At 69.1% G+C, this 21,014-nt stretch carries 19 protein-coding genes, 1 tRNA gene and 1 pseudogene; 15 read left to right on the top strand and 6 right to left on the bottom strand.

Features of this window, described 5'->3' with window-relative positions; translation table 11 throughout:
* Nucleotides 1-175: 175 nt before the first annotated feature.
* Both E1284_RS04150 and E1284_RS04155 read right to left on the bottom strand, forming a co-directional pair.
* Nucleotides 176-1,489 (bottom strand): MFS transporter, encoded by a 1,314-nt coding sequence (locus E1284_RS04150; protein WP_131937203.1) that lies wholly within the window; start codon nt 1,487-1,489, stop codon nt 176-178.
* Nucleotides 1,490-1,807: 318 nt separating this feature from the next.
* Nucleotides 1,808-2,620: an IclR family transcriptional regulator gene (locus E1284_RS04155; RefSeq protein ID WP_131937205.1), complete on the bottom strand. Its 813-nt coding sequence runs from the start codon at nt 2,618-2,620 to the stop codon at nt 1,808-1,810.
* A 131-nt stretch (nt 2,621-2,751) separates the two neighbouring features.
* On the opposite strand from E1284_RS04155, the gene E1284_RS04160 reads away from it, so the two are divergent.
* The 13 genes from E1284_RS04160 (at nt 2,752) to E1284_RS04220 (ending at nt 17,157) form a co-directional block, all read left to right on the top strand.
* Nucleotides 2,752-3,885 (top strand): CapA family protein, encoded by a 1,134-nt coding sequence (locus E1284_RS04160; RefSeq protein ID WP_131937207.1) that lies wholly within the window; start codon nt 2,752-2,754, stop codon nt 3,883-3,885.
* Nucleotides 3,882-4,778, top strand: coding sequence for a polysaccharide deacetylase family protein (locus E1284_RS04165; RefSeq protein ID WP_131937209.1), 897 nt, complete (start codon nt 3,882-3,884; stop codon nt 4,776-4,778). The genes E1284_RS04160 and E1284_RS04165 overlap by 4 nt, the downstream gene beginning before the upstream one ends.
* Nucleotides 4,778-5,941, top strand: coding sequence for a M20 family metallopeptidase (locus tag E1284_RS04170; protein ID WP_131937211.1), 1,164 nt, complete (start codon nt 4,778-4,780; stop codon nt 5,939-5,941). Before E1284_RS04165 ends, E1284_RS04170 begins: the two co-directional genes overlap by 1 nt.
* 166 nt (nt 5,942-6,107) lie before the next feature.
* Nucleotides 6,108-7,085 carry an MBL fold metallo-hydrolase gene (locus tag E1284_RS04175; protein ID WP_131937213.1) on the top strand — a complete coding sequence of 326 codons (978 nt, stop codon included), beginning with the start codon at nt 6,108-6,110 and terminating at the stop codon, nt 7,083-7,085.
* A gap of 275 nt (nt 7,086-7,360) precedes the next feature.
* Nucleotides 7,361-8,938 (top strand): sugar ABC transporter ATP-binding protein, encoded by a 1,578-nt coding sequence (locus tag E1284_RS04180; protein ID WP_131937215.1) that lies wholly within the window; start codon nt 7,361-7,363, stop codon nt 8,936-8,938.
* An 81-nt stretch (nt 8,939-9,019) separates the two neighbouring features.
* Nucleotides 9,020-10,171, top strand: a complete 1,152-nt coding sequence (locus E1284_RS04185; protein WP_131937217.1) for a sugar ABC transporter substrate-binding protein — start codon at nt 9,020-9,022, stop codon at nt 10,169-10,171.
* Nucleotides 10,172-10,209: 38 nt separating this feature from the next.
* The gene (locus E1284_RS04190; protein ID WP_165965115.1) at nt 10,210-11,250 is read left to right on the top strand and encodes an ABC transporter permease; all 1,041 of its coding nucleotides are present in this window, start codon (nt 10,210-10,212) and stop codon (nt 11,248-11,250) included.
* A 36-nt stretch (nt 11,251-11,286) separates the two neighbouring features.
* A complete protein-coding gene (locus E1284_RS04195) occupies nt 11,287-11,742 on the top strand; it encodes a nuclear transport factor 2 family protein (RefSeq protein ID WP_131937221.1) in 456 nt (151 codons plus the stop codon).
* Between the two features lie 200 nt (nt 11,743-11,942).
* Nucleotides 11,943-13,373 carry a M24 family metallopeptidase gene (locus E1284_RS04200; protein WP_131937223.1) on the top strand — a complete coding sequence of 477 codons (1,431 nt, stop codon included), beginning with the start codon at nt 11,943-11,945 and terminating at the stop codon, nt 13,371-13,373.
* Nucleotides 13,370-14,284, top strand: coding sequence for an IclR family transcriptional regulator (locus E1284_RS04205; protein ID WP_207923555.1), 915 nt, complete (start codon nt 13,370-13,372; stop codon nt 14,282-14,284). Before E1284_RS04200 ends, E1284_RS04205 begins: the two co-directional genes overlap by 4 nt.
* Nucleotides 14,208-14,657 carry a nuclear transport factor 2 family protein gene (locus E1284_RS04210; protein ID WP_165965116.1) on the top strand — a complete coding sequence of 150 codons (450 nt, stop codon included), beginning with the start codon at nt 14,208-14,210 and terminating at the stop codon, nt 14,655-14,657. Before E1284_RS04205 ends, E1284_RS04210 begins: the two co-directional genes overlap by 77 nt.
* Nucleotides 14,657-16,132, top strand: a complete 1,476-nt coding sequence (locus tag E1284_RS04215) for an aldehyde dehydrogenase family protein (RefSeq protein ID WP_207923556.1) — start codon at nt 14,657-14,659, stop codon at nt 16,130-16,132. The genes E1284_RS04210 and E1284_RS04215 overlap by 1 nt, the downstream gene beginning before the upstream one ends.
* 38 nt (nt 16,133-16,170) lie before the next feature.
* Entirely contained in the window at nt 16,171-17,157 is a 987-nt protein-coding gene (locus E1284_RS04220; RefSeq protein WP_243714241.1) for an SDR family NAD(P)-dependent oxidoreductase, read from the top strand.
* A 159-nt stretch (nt 17,158-17,316) separates the two neighbouring features.
* Here the strand turns inward: E1284_RS04220 and E1284_RS04225 are convergent, their stop codons facing one another.
* The 3 genes and pseudogenes from E1284_RS04225 to E1284_RS42900 all read right to left on the bottom strand — a co-directional run.
* A complete protein-coding gene (locus tag E1284_RS04225) occupies nt 17,317-17,778 on the bottom strand; it encodes a nuclear transport factor 2 family protein (protein ID WP_165965117.1) in 462 nt (153 codons plus the stop codon).
* A gap of 38 nt (nt 17,779-17,816) precedes the next feature.
* Complete coding sequence (locus E1284_RS04230; protein ID WP_131937231.1) at nt 17,817-18,737, bottom strand: LysR family transcriptional regulator; 921 nt, start codon at nt 18,735-18,737, stop codon at nt 17,817-17,819.
* Between the two features lie 204 nt (nt 18,738-18,941).
* Nucleotides 18,942-19,146, bottom strand: a pseudogene (locus tag E1284_RS42900) (long-chain fatty acid--CoA ligase); the annotation flags it as partial.
* A gap of 168 nt (nt 19,147-19,314) precedes the next feature.
* On the opposite strand from E1284_RS42900, the gene E1284_RS04240 reads away from it, so the two are divergent.
* Nucleotides 19,315-19,623 (top strand): SDR family NAD(P)-dependent oxidoreductase, encoded by a 309-nt coding sequence (locus tag E1284_RS04240; RefSeq protein ID WP_131937233.1) that lies wholly within the window; start codon nt 19,315-19,317, stop codon nt 19,621-19,623.
* Between the two features lie 249 nt (nt 19,624-19,872).
* Here E1284_RS04240 and E1284_RS04245 read toward each other — a convergent pair.
* A tRNA-Arg gene (locus tag E1284_RS04245) sits at nt 19,873-19,949 on the bottom strand.
* Between the two features lie 230 nt (nt 19,950-20,179).
* On the opposite strand from E1284_RS04245, the gene E1284_RS04250 reads away from it, so the two are divergent.
* Nucleotides 20,180-20,863, top strand: a complete 684-nt coding sequence (locus E1284_RS04250) for a phosphotransferase (RefSeq protein WP_341770368.1) — start codon at nt 20,180-20,182, stop codon at nt 20,861-20,863.
* The last annotated feature ends 151 nt before the right edge of the window (nt 20,864-21,014 follow it).

Consider the following 21,014-nt stretch of genomic DNA (forward strand, 5'->3'; position numbering starts at 1 on the left):
GGGCACAGCTGAACTCACTTCCTCACAACATCGCGGCCGGCGGCATCAGCCGAACCTTGACGACGAAATTACCGTAATACGATACTACGGTATCCGTCGCGGCGGCCGTCGTCGTCCGGGTGCGCGGACGTCGCGGCAGCGCGAACCCCCCTCGGCGTTCGCGCTGCCGCATCCATCAGTCGAGTGTCTTCTTCTTGACGCCGTCGGGCATCGTCATGATCGTGGCCATCCCGATCAACGCGGAGACGACGACGTAGATCCAGATCTGGTCTCGGTGCCCGATGCTGGTCAGCCAGGTGGTGAAGTACGGCGCGGTGCCACCGAAGAGCGCGACGCCCGTCGCGTAGGGAAGCCCAGTCCCGGTCGTGCGCACCGAGGTCGGGAACAGTTCGGCGTAGATGGCGGCCACGTTCGCCGAGTTGCCTACGAGCAGCACCATCCCGATGAGTTCGACCAGCAGCAGCGTCCAGAAGCCGCCGTCTTCGAGCAGGCGGTATGCCGGCCACGAGAACAGCGCGAACCCGACCAGGAAGAACATGAACGTGGAACGCCTTCCGACGCGGTCCGACAGCATTCCGCCGAAGGGCAGCAGCACGATGAAGACGATGACCGCGAGGGTGTTCGCGAGAAGTGCCGTGTCCAGGTCGAGGCCGGCCGTCTTGTTGGCATAGCCGGGCATGCTGACGACCCACAGGTAGTAGATGATCGACGCGGGGATCGCGAGCCCGATGACGCGGAGCATGTTCACCTTGTGGGCGGCGAACAGCGTTTTCATCGGGTTGTGCGTCCTGCCGGTCACTTCCGCTTCGTCGAAGTGCTGGGTCTCCCGGGTGCGGACCCGCAGCCACAGGACGATCAGGCCCATGGCCGCGGCGGCGGCGAAGGCGATCCGCCAGCCGAACCTCTCCGTCTGCTCGTCGTTCAGGACCGAAGTCACGATGAACGCGAACAGGGAGGCGAGCAGAATGCCGCCCGCCGTCGACACCTGCTGGAACGATCCCGCGAACGCCCGTCGCCCCGGTGCCGCGCTCTCGACGATGTAGGACACCGAACTGGGCCACTCGCCGCCGGCGGAGAACGCCTGCACGAGCCTGGCCAGCAGCAGCACCAGCGGCGCGAAGAACCCGATCTGCTCGTAGGTCGGGCACACCGCGATGGCCAGACCACCGGCCGACATCATGCTCACCGTCACCATCAGGGCCTTCTTGCGACCGTGCCGGTCGGCATAGGCGCCCAGGACGGCGCCGCCGATCGGGCGCATCAGGAACCCCGCGGCGAAGATCGCCAGGGTCGACAGGAACGCGGTGATGGAATCGCCGCCGGGGAAGAACTGACCCGCGAAGACCGGAGCCAGCGAAGCGTAGATCCCCCAGTCCAGATATTCGATCGTGTTCCCGAGCGACCCGGCGAAGATCGCCCTCTTCTGTTCACTGCTCGTCCTGGCCGGTGGTGCGCCTTCGGCCACGGCGATTTTCTCTTCTGCGGACATGGCTCTCCTTCGGGTGGATGGGACGGCACCCACGTGGGAGCTGGGGACTGACGAGTTCGCCGGCATTCCGGCACTCGCTACCGGCCACTGCCCTGGTCAGCGGTGACATGGACGGCGGCATGCCAGTGGATGGTACGCCGTGTCATGTGGTGGCACAATAGCCGTCCACGACGGAAATACCGCGGAGCCGGATGTTGCACGGGGCGGCCGGACGTGAATCGGATCATGCTCGTCGACCTGGGAAGGCGCCGCTCTATGTCGGGGAGCCCGGGGGCACGGCCGGGTCGCCGGCCGGAATGACCGCTGGGAGCGGACGGGTCAGCTGGAGGAGAGCAGCCGGCTGATCTCGTCCGCCGCCGCCATCACCAGCGGCGCCCAGGTCTTCTCCTTGGAGCGGTCGAAACGCATGTCCGGCACGGAGAGCGTGAGTCCCGCGATCGGGTATCCCGCCGCGTTCGTGATGGCCGCGCCGATGGAGGCCACGTGCGGGCGGTACCACGACGACGAGCCGTGCAGCGCGTAACCGCGCTTCGCGGTCTCCGCGATCTCCTTCCGGAGTGTGCCGGAGTCCGGTACGGGGTGCTGCGCGAACTCCTTGATCTCGTGCCGCAGCAGGTCGTCTACCTCGGTACCGGACAGTCGCGCCATGATCGCCAAACCCGCCGAGGTGGCGCGCAGCGGGACGCGCGCGCCGACCTCCTGGTGCACGCGCACGATCTGCGTGGTCTCCTCCCGGGCGACGATGACGTACTCCTCGCCGTCGCGGACGCCGAGGAGGACGGTCTCGTCGGTTTTCGCCGAGAGGTGCTTGATGGCGGGCGCCGCCACCTCGCGGAGGTCCTGTTCTCCGGCGCTGCGCAGACCGAGCGTCAGCGCCTTCATCGTCACACCCCACCGCGCACGCTCGGGGTCCACGATCCGCAGCCAGCCGGCTTGCCTGAGCGTCACCAGGCACCGCTGGACGGAACTCTTCGGGATGTCCGTCGCGCGGGCCAGGTCCGAGACGCCGATCGGCTGCCGGAGGGCGACCTCTTCGAAGACGCGCAGGGTGCTGAGCACGCTGTTCATCGACCGGATGCTGCTGCTCGGCCTGTCCTGCCCGGTGTCGCCGTCGCCCTCTGACTTGTGCATGAGGTACGTAAGCGTACCAAGCTGCGCACTGCCGTCTCTCATGTCGGCACGCTTTACCCGCATTTCCGGCCGTGCTACTTTACGGCATAGCGTATCGCTATACGGCACATCTCGCTCTATGGAACGGTGTCATGGATCTGAACATCGTGGGAGACGTCGTCGTCTCGGGGTGGCCGCGGCGCCCGGTCGCCGACCCCGGCCGCCCGGGCGACTCGGCCTTCGGGCTGCTCCGGGGCGGCGACCTGACGATCGGGAACCTGGAGGTACCGCTCACCGAGTCCGGGCAGCCCGCCGAGAAACTGGTCGCGATGCGCGCTCCGGTCTCGGGTGCGCGGGAGATCGCGGCGCTCGGCTTCGACCTGATGTCCCTTGCCACCAACCACGCGCTGGACTACGGCGCCGAGGGCATGCGCGACACGGTCCGGGCGCTGGACGCCGCGGGCGTCCGGCACGCCGGGTTCGGCGAGTCGGCCGCCGAGGCCACCCGTCCCCGCGTGGTGACCGCCGGCGGGCGGAGCCTGGCGTTCTTCAGCTTCTGCTCCGCCCTCCCGCTGGGCTTCAACGCGACCGCCGACCGGGCCGGCATCGGCGCCATCCGGGTCCGCCAGAGCTTCGAGTTCGACAGCACGTTCCTGGACGAGACCCCGGGCACGCCGCCGTTCGTGCATTCGAGCGCGCACGAGCCGGATGTCCGCGCGGCCGAGGCCCGGATCGGCGAAGCCAAGCGGGACAACGACTTCGTCGCCGTGGCGCTGCACTGGGGCGTGCCGTTCTGCTACCTGCCGGAAGCGCAGGGGCCGCTCGCGCGATACCAGCGGCCGCTGGCACAGCGCCTGGTCGACGCGGGCGCGGACCTCGTGATCGGGCACCACCCGCACTGCCTGCATCCGGTCGAGTTCTACGGGCGCGGGCTGATCCTGTACTCCACCGGCAACTTCGTTTTCGACTGGTGCGACGGCTGGCGCCCGGACTCGATGGTCGCGACGGAGGACGGCCACCTGGCCGCTCCTTACCGGCCCGCCCTGATGAAGGGCCCCTGGTTCGAGAGCGCCGTGTTCCGCGTCGGGCTGGGCGGCCCCGACGGGCCCACCCTTCGCTTGCACCCCATCGAACTCGACTCCGACAGCCAGCCGATCCTGCCCCGGCCCGAGGTGGCGGCCTCGATCCTCGCCCGGTTCGCGGAGGCGTCGAGGGAACTGGACCCGTCCGTCGCGGTCGACGACGACGGGATTGTGCGGCGCGACAACATCAAGGAGGACGCGTGACCGAGCAGCAGCCCTGGCTGTGGGACGAGCCGACCTGGCGGGGGCACGTCGAGCGCGTGCGTGCGGGACGCCCGCTGCGCCCGCGATCCTGGCCCGGTGAGGCCAAGGTCGCCGTGGCGTTGTCGTTCGACTCCGACCACGAGACGATCCCCCTGCGGGACGGCGAGTTGCTGCCGGGCAAGCTGTCGCAGGGGGAGTACGGTGCGCGTGTCGGTGTGCCGCGGATCCTCAGGCTCCTCGAACGCTTCGAGGCGCCGTCGACCTTCTTCATGCCCGCCGTGTCCGCGCTGCTGCACGACGGCGAGGCGAAGTCCTATGCGGACGCCGGACACGAGGTGGCGCTGCACGGCTGGATCCACGAACGCAACACCCACTTGCCGGCCGGGGTCGAACGCGACCTCGCCTTCCGGGCCGCGGACACCCTCGAACGCCTCACCGGGACACGCCCGGTCGGCATCCGCACGCCGTCCTGGGACTTCTCGTCCGACTCGCTGGAGATCATCCGCGAGCTCGGACTGACCTACGACTCGTCACTGATGGCCGACGACGACTGCTACGAGATCCTGGCCGACGGTGAACCCACCGGCATCGTGGAACTGCCGGTCGAGTGGATCCGCGACGACATGCCGTACTTCATGATGGAGCGCTTCTCCACACTGCGGCCCTACACGCCGCCACGCGGGGTGCTGTCGATCTGGCGTGACGAGTTCGACGGCGCCTATGCCGAGGGCGGGATCTTCCAGCTCACCCTGCACCCCCACTGCATCGGGCACCGCTCACGGCTCTCGATGCTCACCGAGCTGCTCGAACACATCGCCTCGCACGAGGGCGTCTGGTTCGCCACGCATGCTCAGATCGCCGATCACGTACTGAACGGAAAGGGCCTGGTGTGATGACCGGTATCAACGATCGGATCCAGCGCACGTTCGAGGAGAACCTGGGCTCGGTTCTGGAGCTTTCCCATCGGATCAATGCCAACCCGGAGTTGGCCTTCGAGGAGCGGGAGACGTCGGCGCTGCTCATTGAGGCTCTCCAGGCTGGCGGAAAGTTCACCGTGGAGGAGGGTGTGGCCGATATGCCGACGGCGTTCGTGGCGTCGGCCGGATCCGGGGACCTGGCGGTGGGCGTCTGCGCGGAGATGGACGCGCTTCCCGGCATCGGCCACGGCTGCGGCCACAATGTCATCGCGGCGTCGGCGGTGGGCGCCGCGCTGGCTCTGGCTCCGGTCGCCGATGAGCTGGGGCTCACCGTGCGGGTCTTCGGCACTCCGGCCGAGGAACGCGGAACCGGCAAGGAGATCATGGTCAACCGCGGTGTCTTCGACGACACCCACGCGGCGATGATGGTGCACCCCACGCTCAAGGACGTCGTCACCCCGCAGTTGCGGGCGTCCCGCTCCTGGCAGGTGGTCTACTCCGGTCGCGGCGGGCACGCCTCGCGCCCCTGGCGGGCGCGCAACGCCGGCGATGCGACCATCGTCGCCCAGACCGCCATCGCCCTGCTGCGCCAGCAGTTGCGGGACGGTGTCCGGGTGCACCATCTGGTCAAGGACGCCGGTGCGGCCGTCAACGTCATCTCCGACCGCACGGTCGTGGAGTGCATGATCCGTTGCGACACCATCGACGAGGTCGACCAGGTGTGGGACCGGGTCCGGTCCTGCTTCGACGCCGGCGCCGTCGCCACCGGCACCACCGTCGAGTACACCTCGCTGCCCTCCATCTACCGTGAGTTCCGGCACGACCCCGACCTGGCCCGGTTGTTCGAGAAGAACGCCAAGGCCGTCGGCCGGACGTTCCCCGACTACGAGGACACGATGTTCGGCTCGACCGACATGGGCAACGTCTCGCTGCGCATTCCCGCGATCCACCCCATGCTCTCCTTCGACCTCCCGGCCGAGGACGGCAACCACACCGCGGCCTTCGCCGCCGCCGCCGGCGGCCCCCAAGGCGACCGGTTCGTCCGCGACGCAGGCCTGTCCATGGCCCTCACCATCGCCGACATCGCCCGCTCCACCCCCATCCGAGCACGCCTGACCACCCCACCCACCGGCAAGTAAAGGAACGGACCCGCGAGTGGGGACCGCAGGGGAGGAGGCGGGGGGGCGCGATTTCTGCACCCCGGAATCGTGTCGCCCCTCGATGCGTCGCAAGCAACCCTCTACTTGAGCTGCCGAGACGGGCGGCGGCGCGGAGTCATCGGCTACGGGTACAGAAGGGTGCACCATGCAGACGTGGCAGGTCGGGAGCTTCACCATCACCAAGGTTCTCGAGTTTCCCATCCAGGTGGGATTGCTCGACGGCCTCATCGCGCAGCTGACGCCGGAGACACGCCGTGAGATCGACTGGCTGTACCCGGACTATCTCAACGAGTCCGGCCAGATCATCGCGGACATGCACTGCTTCGTCATCGACACCGGCGAGCACGTGATCCTGACCGACGCCGGCTGCGGCAACGGCAAGAGCTACCCGATGCAGCCGATCTGGAGCAACCTCGACACCCCGTTCCTCAAGCGGCTCAGGGAAGCCGGCTACGGCCGCGACGACATCGACATCATCCTGTGCACCCACGCCCATCTCGACCACGTCGGCTGGTTCAGCATGCGCGACGAGAACGGCCGCTGGGTTCCCACGTTCCCGAACGCACGCCTCATCATGGTGCGCGACGAGTACGAGCGGCACCTGAGCCAGATCGTCGACGCACCCACCGCCGAAGGCGCCGGCACGGCGGGGGCGGCCGATGACGAAGAGGTCGACCTCATCGATCGCGCTTTCCGTCCCGACACCTCGGCGCTGTCAGACCAGACGAGGCTGATCCAGGAGGAGTCCTTCCAGCCCGTCGCCGACGCCGGGTTGCTGGAGCTCGTCCCAATCGACGGAGAGGTCGTCCCGGGGGTCCGGTACGTGTCGACCCCGGGTCACACGGCCTTCCACCACAGCGTCCGGCTCGAGTCTGATGGCGCCTCTGCCTTCGTGACGGGCGACGCCTTCCATCACCCGATCCAGATCGCCCGTCCGGACTGGAGCTCGCAGGGCGACTGGGACCCCGAGGCGTCGTCGCGGAGTCGGCGCTTGGCGCTGAAGTCGTGCGCCGGGACCGATGTCCTCTTCATGGGCACCCACTTCGCGGGACCCACCGCGGGGTACATCGTCGAGGACGGCGAGGGCTTCCGCCTGGTGGACAAGGCTCCGATGCAGGTCTGAGGGCCGCCGTCGCCGGACAGGGCCCCGCGGGTGACGGACCACGAGATCACCTCGTGGTCCGTCACCCGCGGGGCCCTGGTCTTTTCCGGTGGCTCGGACCTCCGTACCGGCGCCGGTCCGCGCTCATTTCCGTCAGTCGGAATCGTCTCGACATCCACCCCTGCTGAACGTGACCGTTGACACATCGACGGGAGCGTCAGTAGATTTCCCAACCATAACGTCAGATTTCCGACTCAAGCGTCGTTGCTTGTCGGACCAGGGAAAGTGGCAAGCGTATGTACGACGAAGCGACTCTGTCGGCAGGCGAGACCCCGGCCCTCAGGTTCGACGGGCTCACCAAGCGGTTCGGTCAGAGCGAGGTGCTCAGCGACGTCTCGTTCGACGTCAGGGCCGGCGAGATCCACGCCCTCCTGGGAGCCAACGGCGCCGGCAAGTCGACCCTGATCAAAATCCTCGCCGGCCTCTACGACCTCGATGCCGGTCGCATCGAGGTGCTCGGCAAGGCGCTGGAGTCCACTCACGGCCAGGGCCGCGCCGCCGCCCGGGCGGGCGGGATCGCCTTCGTGCACCAGGACCTCGGGCTCGTCGAGGACATCAGCGTCGCCGACAACATCGCGCTCCAACTGGGCTTCGAGAAGCGGTTCGGGCTGATCAGCTCCCGCTCCACGGAAGCCCGCATCCAGCACGTGCTCGCCTCTGTCGGCGCCGAGTTCGGGGCCGACCGCATGGTCAGTTCCCTCTCGCGCGACGAACAGGTCCTGTGCGCGGTCGCTCGCGCCCTCGCGCAGGAGCCCGGCATCGTCATCCTGGACGAGGTCAGTGCGAGTCTTCCCAAACCCGAGGTCGAGCGCCTCTCCCGGTCCCTGCGGCGGATGCGCCGCAGCGGCGTGGCCTTCATCTACGTCACCCACCGTCTCGACGAGCTCACCGACTTGGTGGATCGAGTCACCGTGCTGCGCAACGGACGCAAGGTGGTAACCGCGGCCCTCGCCGACCTCACCCACGACGAGATCGTGCGGCACATCGTCGGGAACGAGGTGGCCACCGCCCAGCCGAACCTCCGGCCCGAGGGATCGTGCGACGCCGGCGATGTCCCCAAACTCGCCGTCCGGGACCTCGCGACGAACGCCCAGACCGCCCCGATCTCGTTCGATGTACGCGCCGGAGAGGTGCTGGGGATCTGCGGCCTCGTCGGCAGCGGCACCCGCGAGCTCGCACAGGTCCTGGCCGGGGCCCGCAGGCCGGCCGGGGGAACGGCCGAGGTCAACGGCGTTCTCCTGCCGCTCGGCCGGCCGGAGGCGATGGCCCGGCACGGGTGCACCGTCGTACCGGGCGACCGCCAGCGCGAGGGGATCATCACCGGCCTCGGCATCCGGGAGAACCTGCTGCCCACCCGACGGGCGTTCGGCGCCTGGTCCCGGGCCGGCTTCCGCAGCTCCCGGCGGGAAACCCGTGCCGTCGTGCGGACCTGCGACCAGTTCGACGTCGTGCCCCGCGACCGCGCGGACCGCGACGTCGCCGAGCTCAGCGGCGGCAACCAGCAGAAGATCCTCTTCGCCCGCGCACTCGCGGACCGGCCCGAGGTCGCCGTCCTGGAGGACCCGACGGCCGGGGTCGACGTCGGATCTCGTGCGGTCCTCTACGACCTCATGCACGAAGCGGCCGCGGCGGGCACCGCCGTGCTGCTGATCAGCACGGACTTCGAGGAAGTCGCCGCGCAGTCCCATCGGGTGCTGGTGCTCAGCCACGGCGAGATCGTCGAAGAGTTCCGGGACGCACGGGAGGTGAGCGCGGACCGCCTCGCCGAGGCGAGCTACGCCGTCACCAGCAGGGAGAGCGATGTCAGCGCATAGCTGTCACGTTCTCGGGCCCCCCGCACCAGGTAACCCGCGGCAGCCGACGGAGGGCGCCGGGAGTACAGAGGAGGCACCACGATGACGACGAGATCTTCCCGACGCGGGCCGGACAGGTCCTGGCGGGACCCCCTGGTCTGGGGCGTGTGGGCGAGCGCGATGCTCCTGGTCCTGACCGCCTGCTCGGGCGGCTCCCTCGACACGGCCTCGGGCGCCGGCAGTGGCTCCGATGTCCTGACCGACGCGATGAAGCCGGTCACCAAGGTCGCAGCGCCCACCGAAAAGTTCACGCAGCCGAAGGACAAGCACATCCTCATCCTGTCCTGCGGGAGTTCGGGCCAGGGTTGCGTCAACGAGGCAAAGGAGGAGGAGAGGGTCGCCAAGTCACTGGGGTGGACCGTCGACGTGGTCGACGGAAAGCTGGATCCCACCGTATGGAACCAGGTCGTCAAGCAGGCGGCACAGTCGGGCGTGGACGGGATCATCGCGATTTCGTCCGACCCGAACTTGTACGGCGACGCGATGGAGATCGTCGCGGACAAGGACATCCCGTTCGTCCTCACGCAACAGACTCCTGGCGACAAGGACGTCAAGGGCATCGACACCTACATTGCCCCCGACCCGCAGGTGGGCGGACACGATGTAGCGAAATGGATCATCGCCGACTCCGGCGGTCGGGCAAATGTTCTGGTCATCGACTTCCCCGGGTTCGCGAACGTCAATCAGCGGGGAGCGAAGATCATCGAAAAGCTCGAAAGCGACTGCGAGGACTGCACCGTCACGAAGGTGGACCAGGCGCCGGCGACCATTGGAACCGGCTTGGCGCCTCTCGTCACCAATCAACTGCAGCAGAACCCCGGCATCGATTACATCTGGGGATCCGACGACTGCTGCGTCAGCTTCATGCAGCAGGGCATCCAGCAGGCGGGCAGGACCGGCTCGGTCAAGCTCGCGTCGATGACGGGATATCCCGAGCAGATGACGCAGATCAAGGACGGGACGATGGGCGCGGAGCTGGCCTCCCCCACGCTCTTCTCGGCCTGGCTCGCCGTCGACAGCCTCGGCCGGCTGATGGCGGGGGAGCCGACGCAGAAGTACTGGGCCCTGCCGCAGCGAATTTGGACCAAGAGCACAATCGACAAGGCTCCGCCCGAGATTTTCAAGGTCGGCTGGAACACCGAGGTCGATTACCAGAAGATGTTCGAGGACCTGTGGGGAACGAGCACGTCATGAACGTAGACATATCTGCCGGTGCTCCTCGGGAGGACTCCGTGGCCGTGACCGCGGAGCCGCGCGAAGCGACCGGGGCGACCTCCACGGGCGCGGAGGGCCCTCGCCGATCGACGGGTGGCCGCGGCGGAGACCGGCTCGCCGACCTGGTGTCCAGGTTCGCGCTCGTTGCGGTCCTCCTGCTCCTGTGGTCGGCCTTCAGCGTGTACAACCCTCAGGTCTTCAACACGACGTCGAACCTGCAGACGGTGCTGTCCGTGCAGGCCACCACCGGTCTGCTGGCGCTCGCCGTGGTGGTCCCCCTCGTCGCCGGCCAGTTCGACCTGTCCACGGGGTTCCAGCTCGGCCTGGCGCAGAGCCTCTGTGCCGTGCTGGTGATCAAGGAGCAGTGGCCGCCCCTCCTCGCGCTCCTCGTGGTCCTGGTGGTGGGCGTCGTGATCGGGGTCGTCAACGGACAGTTGATCACGCGACTCGGTCTTCCCTCGTTCACGACCACGCTCGGCACCGGGATGCTGGTCCTCGGGCTCACCCAGTGGCTGACGGAGAACAAGGTGATCACCGGCACGGCGGCACCGTGGTTCTTCGACCTCGGCAGGATTCGTGTTGCGGGGGTGCCCCTGCCGTTCATCTACCTTGCGGTGGTCGCCGCGATCCTGTTCGTGCTCCTCGACCGTACGGTGTGGGGCCGACGGGCGTACGCCGTCGGTGCGAACCCGGCGGCGGCGCGGCTTTCCGGCATCGCGGCCGACCGGCAGGTGCGCCACAGCTTCGTCATCGCCGGCTTCCTCTGCTCGCTCGCGGGTTGCATCTCGATGATGAGTCTGGGCGGTTCCTCTCCGGTGATCGGCCTGGGGTCGCTGCTCCCGGCCTTCGCCGCCGCGTTCCTGGGAGCCACCTGCTTCCGCCCGGGCCGGTACAACGTGGTCGGCACCGTGGTCGCGGTGTACGTCATCGGCGTGGGCATCACGGGGCTGCAGCAACTGGGCGCGCAGGCCTACATCCAGGACGTCTTCAACGGCGCAGCGCTCCTGATCGCGCTCGTCATCTCGACCATCGCGCGGCGGCGGAGGGTCGTCGGCTAGCGCGGCGCAGGTGGCCTGAACAGGAGGCATGGCCGAATGGAACCGATGGAGACCAAGGTGTCGTCCGGCTTCGCCGACGTCCTTGCCGGCTACTACGCCGCCGAGCAGCGCTATGTGGCCGCCGGTGGTGTGAAGGCCGGTGCGGACTTCAGCGAGATGGCGTCGTACCTTCACCCCGATGTGGTGGGCCGCCAGGGACCCACCGTCCCCTATCCCGGGGACTGGCACGGAGCGGCGGGCATCGAGCGCTTCTTCGCGCTGTTCACCGAGACGTGGTCGAGCCTCGAGCTGAGTGACATCCAGTACTTCGAGGGGGAGACCGGTCTCGCGATCCAGATGCGGATGCAGGCGACCAGCGTGGCGACGGGCAAGCGCCTGGACACGATGGTCGGCCACTTCCTCACCTTCGAGGATGGGCTCATCCGTGAGTTCAACGTCTACTACCGCGACCCGGTGCACGTGTTCGAGGTGACCCGACCCGACCGAGGCTGACGAGCCGGCACCCGACCGTGACCAGCCGGGGGGCTGACGGGACGACCGTCCCGTCAGCCCCCCTTTTCGCGTGCCCGGAAAGGCCGGCCGACCAGGGTTTGCATAAACATTTGGTTATCAGCCGATGCCAAAACCGGTTCTGGTTTTTATATCGCGGCGGGATGACACTGATGCGACAGCGCTCGACACGAGGACGGCCAATGACGACCAACAGCATTGCCCCGGCGGGTTCCGCAGCGGAGCCCGACGGCATCGGCGACGTTCAGATGCGCACCGGCCTGTCGCCGAAGCTCGGCCCCGCGGCGGTCCAGATTCCGGTGCGGCCCTACCCCGAGCATCTCCTGCCGGCGGGTGCACGCCCCCACGTCGTGGCCCCTGAGCACTTCCCGAGGTTGTCGCTCGCCGAGCGGAACCGGCGCTGGGACGGCCTGCGCAAGCGCATGATCTTCGCCGGCGTCGACTGCCTGGTCCTGCTCGGCACCGACATGTACTGGGACATGGGCCTCGCCAACCTCCGCTACGTCACCGGCGTGGGCGCCAAGATGGGCACGAAGGCCCTGTTCTTCCTCGACGAGGACCCCGTCGTCTACAACACGGTGCCGCACATGAGCCGGCCCTTCCACGCCCAGCACAGCCTCCAGGACTGGACCCGTGACATCCGGATCTTCCGGGGATTCCCGGAGATCGCCGCCGAGCTGCGGGACCGCGGCCTGGACCGGTCCCGGATCGGCATCGTGGGCTTCAGCTCCACCATCCTCCCGGCCAGCGTCTTCGTCGACGCCGAGCTGCAGGCCCTGAAGACCGTGCTCCCGGGCGCGCGTCTCGTCGACTTCGGCCACGCGCTCGAGGAGATGCGCATGGTCAAGAGCGAGGAGGAGATCGGGCTCATGCGCCGCGGGGGAGAAATCGCCCGCAAGGTGATCGACGTGATGGTCGAGAGCGCTCGTCCAGGCGTCCCGGAGGCCGAGCTCTACGCCGACATGATCCGCGCCCAGATCGCCGACGGCGCGGAGCCGAACATCTTCAACCTTCTGGCCTCCGGACCCGTGGAGCACCCCGACACCGAGCTGTGGCACCTGCTCCACGGCAGCGACCAGCCGGCCGCGCCCACCATGCGGCCGCTGGCGGAGGGCGACAACATCATCTCGGAGTTCCACACGAAGTACGGCGGCTACCTTGTGCACGCCGAGTACACCGTGCACGTCGGTCGCCGCGTCCCCGATCGGCTGCAGAGGATCTGGGACGTCGCGGTCGAGTGCCTCGACGCCAGCCGGCAGATGATGCGCCCCGGAGTCACCGTCCGCGAGCTCTTGGAGGCGCTGCGGCGCCCCGCGGCCAAGGCGGGCCTCGACTGGGTCGAGCTCGGCTTCCACGCCATGGGGCTGGTGTCGCCGGAGTTCCCCACCGTCGTCTACGAGAAGGGCTTCGGCATCAGCACCGCCGACGGCAGCCGGATCGGCGACCTGGAGCTGCAGGAAGGCATGACCTTCGGCAACAACATCGACCTCTTCGACCCGTCGTGGAAGCCGGACGTGGGCTGCGTGCTCTCGGACTGCATGGTGGTCCGCGAAGGAGGTGCCGAACTCCTCGTCGGCACGCCGCGCACCGTCGGGCTCGGGGGCTCGTCATGAGCGTGGAAGGCATGGCCGTGATCGACGTGAAGCCGATCGGCCTGAAGACGCCGCCGTCGTACGCGATCGCCAGTGTCGACCACGCTCTCAAGCTCGCCGTCGTCCTGCACCTCGAAGGCGAACTGACGGTGACCGCCGCGGCCGAGCGCCTGGGCGTCGCTCGTTCGACCGCCCATCGGGTCCTCCAGATGCTCGTCTACCGCGACTTCGCCGTGCAGGGCGACGACCGCGTCTACCGGGCCGGCCCGGTGCTCGGGCCGGCGGCCCACTCGCCCTCGCGTACGGCCGAGCTCCGGACGGCGGCGCTGCCCCACCTCCAGCGGCTCAGCGCAGCCCTCGGCGAGTCCGTCAACCTCTCGATCCTGTCGGGGGACACCACGCGCTTCATCGCCAGCGTCGAGTTCCGGCGGGTGCTGGGGGTGACCACCCGGGAGGGCATGGTCTTCCCGCTCCACCGCACGACGACCGGCATGCTGCGCCTCGCATCGCTGCATGATCCCAAGCTGCTCGAATACGTCGACCGGCACCCGGACATCCGCCGTTCCCAACGACGGGCCCTTTTCCACGACGTGGCCCAGGCACGCCGCACCGGTTTCGCCCTCAACATGGAGCGCTCCGAGAAGGGCCTCGTCGCCATCGGCGTGCCCGTCTCCTGGCTCGGGAGCGGCCTGTTCGCCGGCCTCTCGGTCCCCCTGCCACTGGTGCGGTACGACCACCGGCAGCTCGACCGGTACGTCGCCGTCCTGCGCGCGGCCAGCGCCGCGCTGTCACGTGACCTCCGCGGCGCGGTGCCCACGCCGCGACCTTCCACGACATCGAGAGATGAGGAACATCATGGACTTCGACCCTCTGGCGGGCATCCAGCGCTTCTACGACGCGGAGAACCAGTTCGTTTCGGCCGCGCCCTCTGAGCGGGACATCAGCGTGATGCTCGCGGAGCTCGACCCCGACGTGGTGGTGGATGTACCGGAGTCGCTGCCGCACGGAGGAGTCTGGCGCGGGCACGAGGGATTCACGCGACTGTTCGATGCCGTGACCGAGCACTGGCAGGAGTTCGAGGTCGTCTACAACGGTGCGAAGTGGCATCAGATCGACGACCGGCGAATCCTGACAGAGGGACGGCTGCACGGAGTGCTGCGCGCCGACGGGCTCCTGGTCGACATGCCGGTCGCGTCGATCTTCACCTTCACCGGCCGCGGCCTGTCGCGTCTCGACCACTTCTATAAGGACACGGCGGCCATCGTGGCTCCGCGACTGGCGCGCGCCAACGAAAGGTGCCATTGATGAGTACCGCGAACGACGAACTGATGCTGATCGACGGGGACCTCGTCGAGTCCTCCTCCGGAAGGCGATTCGACAACATCAACCCCGCGACGGAGGAGGTCATCGGGCAGGTCGCGGACGGCACGCCGGCCGACACCGACCGCGCCATCGCGGCCGCCCGGAGGGCGTTCGACACGACCGACTGGCCGACCGACCGGGAGATGCGCGCCCGCGCCCTCCTGCAGTTGCAGGACGCGCTCGAAAGCGAGCGCGAGCTCTACCGGCAGGAGCTGATCGACGAGACCGGCATGCCGAGGTCGCTGGTCGCCTCGGCCCACCTCGATGCGACGCTCGAGGACGCCCTGCGCTTCCCGGCCGGCATGATCCGCGACTTCGCGTGGGAGCGCAGCCTCGACCCCGTGGCCAAGGGCGGCCAGGTCGTGCGCCGGACGGTCCGCAAAGAAGCCGTCGGCGTCGTCGGCGCCATCGTGCCGTGGAACGTGCCGCTCGAGGTCACCCTGCACAAGCTCGGCCAGGCGCTGGCGACGGGCAACACCGTCGTCCTCAAGCCCGCGCCCGACACGCCCTTCAACGCGACCCGGCTCGCGCGCCTCGTCGTGGACAAGACCGACATCCCGCCGGGCGTGCTCAACGTCGTGACCTCGTCCGACCACCTCATCGGGGAGGCGCTGGTCACCGATCCGCGCGTGGACATGATCTCGTTCACCGGCTCCACCGCGACCGGACGACGGATCGCGGAGAAGGCGGCGCCCACGCTCAAGCGGCTCTTCCTCGAACTCGGCGGCAAGTCGGCCCACATCCTCTTCGACGACGCCGACCTCGACGTCCAGCTCCCCCTGGCCGCGCGGTGGGTGACCGCGCACGCCGGTCAGGGCTGCCACCTGCCGACCCGGCTGCTCGCCCCCCGGTCCCGCTACGACGAGATCGTCGAGCGCGTTCGCGCCGAGATGGAACAGGTGCCCTACGGCGACCCGAACGACCCGGACGTGCACATGGGTCCGGTCATCAGCGCGCGGCAGCACGAGCGAGTCCTGGGCTACCTGCGGCTCGGGCGGGAAGAGGGTGCGCGGCTGGTGACCGGCGGCCGGCGCCCCGCACACCTCGACAAGGGCTTCTTCATCGAGCCGACCGTGTTCGCCGACGTCGACAACTCGATGCGGATCGCCAGGGAGGAGATCTTCGGGCCGGTCCTCGTCGTCATCCCGTACGACGACGAGGACGACGCCGTGCGCATTGCGAACGACTCGCAGTACGGCCTGGCCGGGAACATCTCGACCCAGGATCCGGAGCGGGCCCTGCGCGTCGCGAGCCGCCTCCGCGTCGGCGTGGCACGGATCAACGGCTCGGACCCCTACGCGGCCGACGCCCCGTTCGGCGGCTACAAGCAGAGCGGGCTGGGCCGCCAGAACGGCGTCGAGGGCTTCGAGCAGTATCTGCAGACCAAGACCCTCGGCCTCCCGGACACCTTCCGGTGACCCGCCCGCTCCGCCGGTCCCACGGACAAGGACACCTCGTGACACCGCAGGAGCCGCTCGGCTCACCCTTCGGCGCGGCCTCCACCACCAGCGACGTCGTCGCCGGCATCCCGCTCGGGAACAAGGTCGCCGTCGTCACCGGCGGGAACTCGGGACTCGGGCTGGAGACGGCGCGCACCCTGGCCCGCGCCGGCGCGCACGTCCACGTGCTCGACCGCGAGCTCGGCACCGCCCAGGTCGAGCTGGCGCCGCACGACGCGGACTTCATCCGGCTGGACCTCGCTGATCCCGAGTCGATCGACGCCGCCGCCGACCTGTTCCTGAGGAGCGGCCGGCCCGTCCACATCCTGGTGAACGCGGCCGGGATCATGGCGCCCCCGTTGTCCCGGGACCCCCGCGGCAATGAGCGACAGCTCTCGACCAACCACCTCGGGCACTTCCGGCTCACGGGCCGGCTGTGGCCGGCGCTGCGCGCCGAGCGGGCCCGGGTGGTCGCCTACTCGTCGCTGGGCCACCAGTTCTCCGCCGTGGACTTCGACGATCCGAACTATCAGCGCCGGGCCTACAACCCGATGGCGGCCTACGGCCAGTCGAAGACGGCCAACTCGCTCTTCGCGGTCGAACTCGACCGGCGCGGGCAGGAGCACGGGGTTCGCGCCTTCGCCGTACACCCCGGCAACGTCGCTTCGACGGGCCTCGGCAGGTTCCTGGCGCACGACGACATGGTGGCCGCCGGGCTGATCGAGCCCCACGGGACGCCGATCGTGGATCCGGAGCGCCGGCTCAAGACCCCCGAGCAGGGCGCCGCGACCGGCGTCTGGTGTGCGACCAGCCCTCGGCTCGAAGGCATGGGCGGCGTCTATTGCGAGGACTGCGACATCGCCCGCATGTCGTCCGAGGAGGGCCCGCTGGACTTCTTCAAGGCCGGTGACGGCCGGGGCGTGATGGGCTACGCGGTCGACCCGGGCCAGGCCGAGCGCCTCTGGGACCTCAGCGAGAACCTGACCGGCCTCCGCTACCCCTGACCATCGCCGCCGCGAGCCGCCACTCACCCGACCCGGCGACCGGAAGCAGCGGATCACGCAGGAAGCGCAGCACGCAGACGGCTGCCCGGATCCTGAGGACCCGGGCAGCCGCCGTTACACGTTCCCGGACGCGGGCGCCCCCGCCTTGCCCGGGCCCGGTCAGCCCTGCGCCTCCATCGCGGGGAAGAGGACGGTGGCGATCCATCCGTCGGGGTGGTAGCCCTCGACCACCGGCTGCTTGCTGGTGAGCATCCAGCGACCGTCGGGCTCGCGGCGCAGGGTGTCGCGCCACCGGCCCCAGTGGTCAGGCTGGGCGAGGTCGGTGAACGCGATGTAGTAGCTGTCCGCCGTGGCCGTGTCCGGGCCGGTGAAATCGATCTGCACCGTGGTGAGGTGGTGGCGGATCCAGGTCGCCTCGTGGCCGGCCACGATCTGCTCGATCTCCGTCGCCGGCACGGCGGTTCCGTCGAGGAGGATGAACGTGCCGTCGTCGGTGAACAGGCGCGCCATGGCGGCGAAGTCCGCCTTCTCGACGGCGAGATTGGCGTAGCGCTGCAGGACTTCCGTGATCTCCGAGCGGGCGACGGCGCGCGCGACGGACCCGGTGTTGGCGATCGTCATCCTGCGAGTCTGGCGCTTCCCGAGCGGCGGGGACAGGGTCATTCTGCCCGGTGGAATTCGCCGAGCCGGTCGCGGATCTCGGCCACGAGCGTCTGCTGCAGCTTCGAGAACACCTTGTCGCGACGCCAGGCCACGACGATGCGCTCGCGCAGGTCGAGTCCGGGGACCTCGACCGTCGCGAGGACCCCTGCCGCCACGTCCGCCGCCACGACGTAGCGCGGGAGGATCGTGGCCCAGCCGTGGTCGATGACGGCCTGCTTCGCCGCCAGCGGGTGGCCGAGCCGGATCACGACATTCGGCTCGGCATCGGTCAGCAGGCTCAACTGCGAACTGACCGCGCGCTGTGCCGCGACGACGCGCGGCGCCGCCACCAGCGGCAGCCGCAGAGCCTCCTCGATCGACATGACACGGTTCTCCGGGCGCCGGTCCCCACGCACGACGATCAGGACCGGCTCGTCGCGCAGGACGGTCGTGTGCACATTGGTCCGCGTCTCGTCCGCGTCCCACGTGGTCACCGCGAAGTCCGCTTCGCCACTGGAGATCTGGCGCAGCGCGTCCTGGGGCTGGAGGACGTTGAGCGTCATGTCGGCGCCCGGGTGTCGCTCCCGGAAGCGCGTGAGGACGGCCGGGAGCAGGTAGCTGCCCACGCCGATGCTCGCGGCGGCGACGACGGACCCGCCGCCGCCGGACTCGATACCGTCGACGTCGCGGCGCAGTTCGGCGGCGCTGGCCAGGATCGCCTTGGCCCAGGCGTTGGCCCGCTCACCTGCCTCGGTCAGCTCGATCTGGCTGCCGCGCCGGGTGAAGAGCTTGGCGCCCAGCCACTTCTCGAGCGCGCGCAACTGGCTGGACACGGCCGGCTGGGCGATCATCAAGATCGCCGCGGCGCGGGTGACGCTGCGCTCCTCGACGACGAGCCGGAAGATCTCGAGCCGACGCAGGGATAGCTGAGGCTCCACCGCTCCTCATAACTCTCGGCTTATCACGTCATTGACCAAGACGTTCTGGCGTTTATAGCACGTGGCGACGACACTGACCGTGGCGCGAGCACGCGGCCTCTCCGCGGCGCCGGACCAGTAGTGCGCCCGCGCCTGTCGGGGCTCGCGGAGGCAGGAGGCAGGACCGTGCAGGAATCCCGGACCGCTTCGATGCCGAACGCCCTCTCAGCTGAGTTCGCGCTTGAGGATCTTGCCGGTCGAGATCATCGGCAGCGCGTCGACGAACTCGGTGATCCGCGGGTACTTGTACGCCGCGAAGCGCTCCCCAGGCGATCAGCTCCTCCTCGGGCTCCCGCGGATACATGTTGAACCCGCCGCGGATGATCACGTTCTTGCTGCGGTCGACGATGTAGGAGAAGCCGTCGGCATCCGAATCCTGACCCGCTTCCGCTGATCGCAGGCCCGCCGCTCCAGCGGCGAGCCTGCCGCCGTCTTCGGGCCTCTGCCGATGACGAGCGCAGCCCGCGCCGTGAGCGTCTCCGAATGCCCCGGCGCAATCGGGCCGCGACGGGTGAACCACTGAAAGTGGAGCAAGGAGATGGCAGGACGAGTCGAGGGCAAGGTCGCCTTCATCACCGGCGCCGGCATCGGACAGGGGCGCTCGCACGCGGTCCGGCTGGCATCGGAGGGCGCCGACATCATCGCGGTGGACATCTGTGCGCCGCGATCGTCCACCCTGCCGGTTCCCTTCGGCCAGCTCGAGGAGCTGGAGGAGACACAGGAAGCCCTTAACGGGGCAGTCCGCCGTGGCCGCGCGGAACTCGGCGATATCGACATCGTGCTCGCGAACGCGGGCGTGATGTCGCTCGGTGGTCCGCTGTGGCAGATGGACGACACGGTCTGGTAGGAGACGATCGACATCAACCTGACCGGTGTCTGGCGAACCGTCAAAGCCACCATGCCGGGTCGCTCCGCGACCCAACCGACTCTTGCTCTCAGCGGCCGGCGCCACGAGTTCGAGCCCCTGGCCGGCCGTGACGACCCTGTCGCCGGGCGAGGCCCGACGCCCGCGGATCGCCACCCCAGCTGCGCTTGGGGCTGTTCGGCGTGGCCGACGTCCAGGCGGTATCTGACGCGACGAGGGGCAGGTAAGGGGTGGCGCGCCCGGCAGGATTCGAACCCGCGACCGTCGGATTAGAAGTCCGATGCTCTGTCCAGCTGAGCTACGGGCGCCCGGCGCCCGGCGGGACGCCGGGACACAGTGTAAGGGTGCGGGTCCTCCAGCTCCACATCTATAACGGCGTTACCACGGGCGAGTGGGGCGTGGGCGGTGGCCGGGGGATCTATCTTTGGGTGCTGTGGCTGTGGACGTTGAGGTGCCGCTCTCCGGTGGGGACGTGTCGGAGGGCGTGGTGCGGGTCGGGGAGACGGTGCGGAGGCCGGTCGGGGCGCATAGTCCGGCCGTGCACGGGGTGCTGCGGCATCTGGAGGCGGTGGGGTTCGACGGGGCGCCGCGAGTGCTCGGTGTCGATGAGCGCGGGCGCGAGGTGCTCAGCTGGGTGCCGGGGGAGGTGCCGCACCGGCCGCTGGCGGCGTACGTGGTCTCGGAGGACGCGCTGCGGGGTGTCGGGCGGCTGCTGCGGCGCTACCACGATGCTGTGGCCTCGTATGGTGTGCCGGATGCCGGGTGGGACGAGGACCTCTCCAATGTGGACGGGGAGCCCGAGCTCGTTGGGCATTGCGATGTCACGCCGGAGAATGTGGTCTTCCGGGGCGGGGTGCCGGCGGCTCTGATCGATTTCGATCTGGCGCGGCCCACTACGCGGTTGTTCGACGTTGTCACCGCGTTGCGGCATTGGGCGCCGATCGAGGATCCGGCCGATCGGGATGCCCTGTTGTACGGGGCCGACGCCGGTCGGCGGATCAAGGTCTTCTGCGACGCCTACGGGCTGCCGCGGGAGCTGCGGCGGGACGTTCTGCCGGCGGCGCGGGTGAGGTTCGAGCGGTCGTACCGGGCCATGCGGGCCAGGGCGCAGCGTGGTGGAGGGTGGGCGCGGATCTGGGACGGTGGCGCCGGGCCGCGGATCCGCCGCGCGCAGGACTGGCTGGAGGGACACTGGGATGAACTCGATGCGCGGCTCTGCTGAGGGGCTTGCGGGCGGTGTCGTGCTCGATGCCCTGCTGGGGGATCCGAGGCGGTGGCATCCGGTTGCGGGGTTCGGGCGTGTCGCTTCGGTCGTTGAGGGTTGTGTTTATGGGGATTCCCGGTGGCGCGGGGTTGTGTACGCCGGGGTGCTC

Source organism: Actinomadura bangladeshensis, from assembly GCF_004348335.1.
Taxonomy (GTDB): Bacteria; Actinomycetota; Actinomycetes; order Streptosporangiales; family Streptosporangiaceae; genus Spirillospora; species Spirillospora bangladeshensis.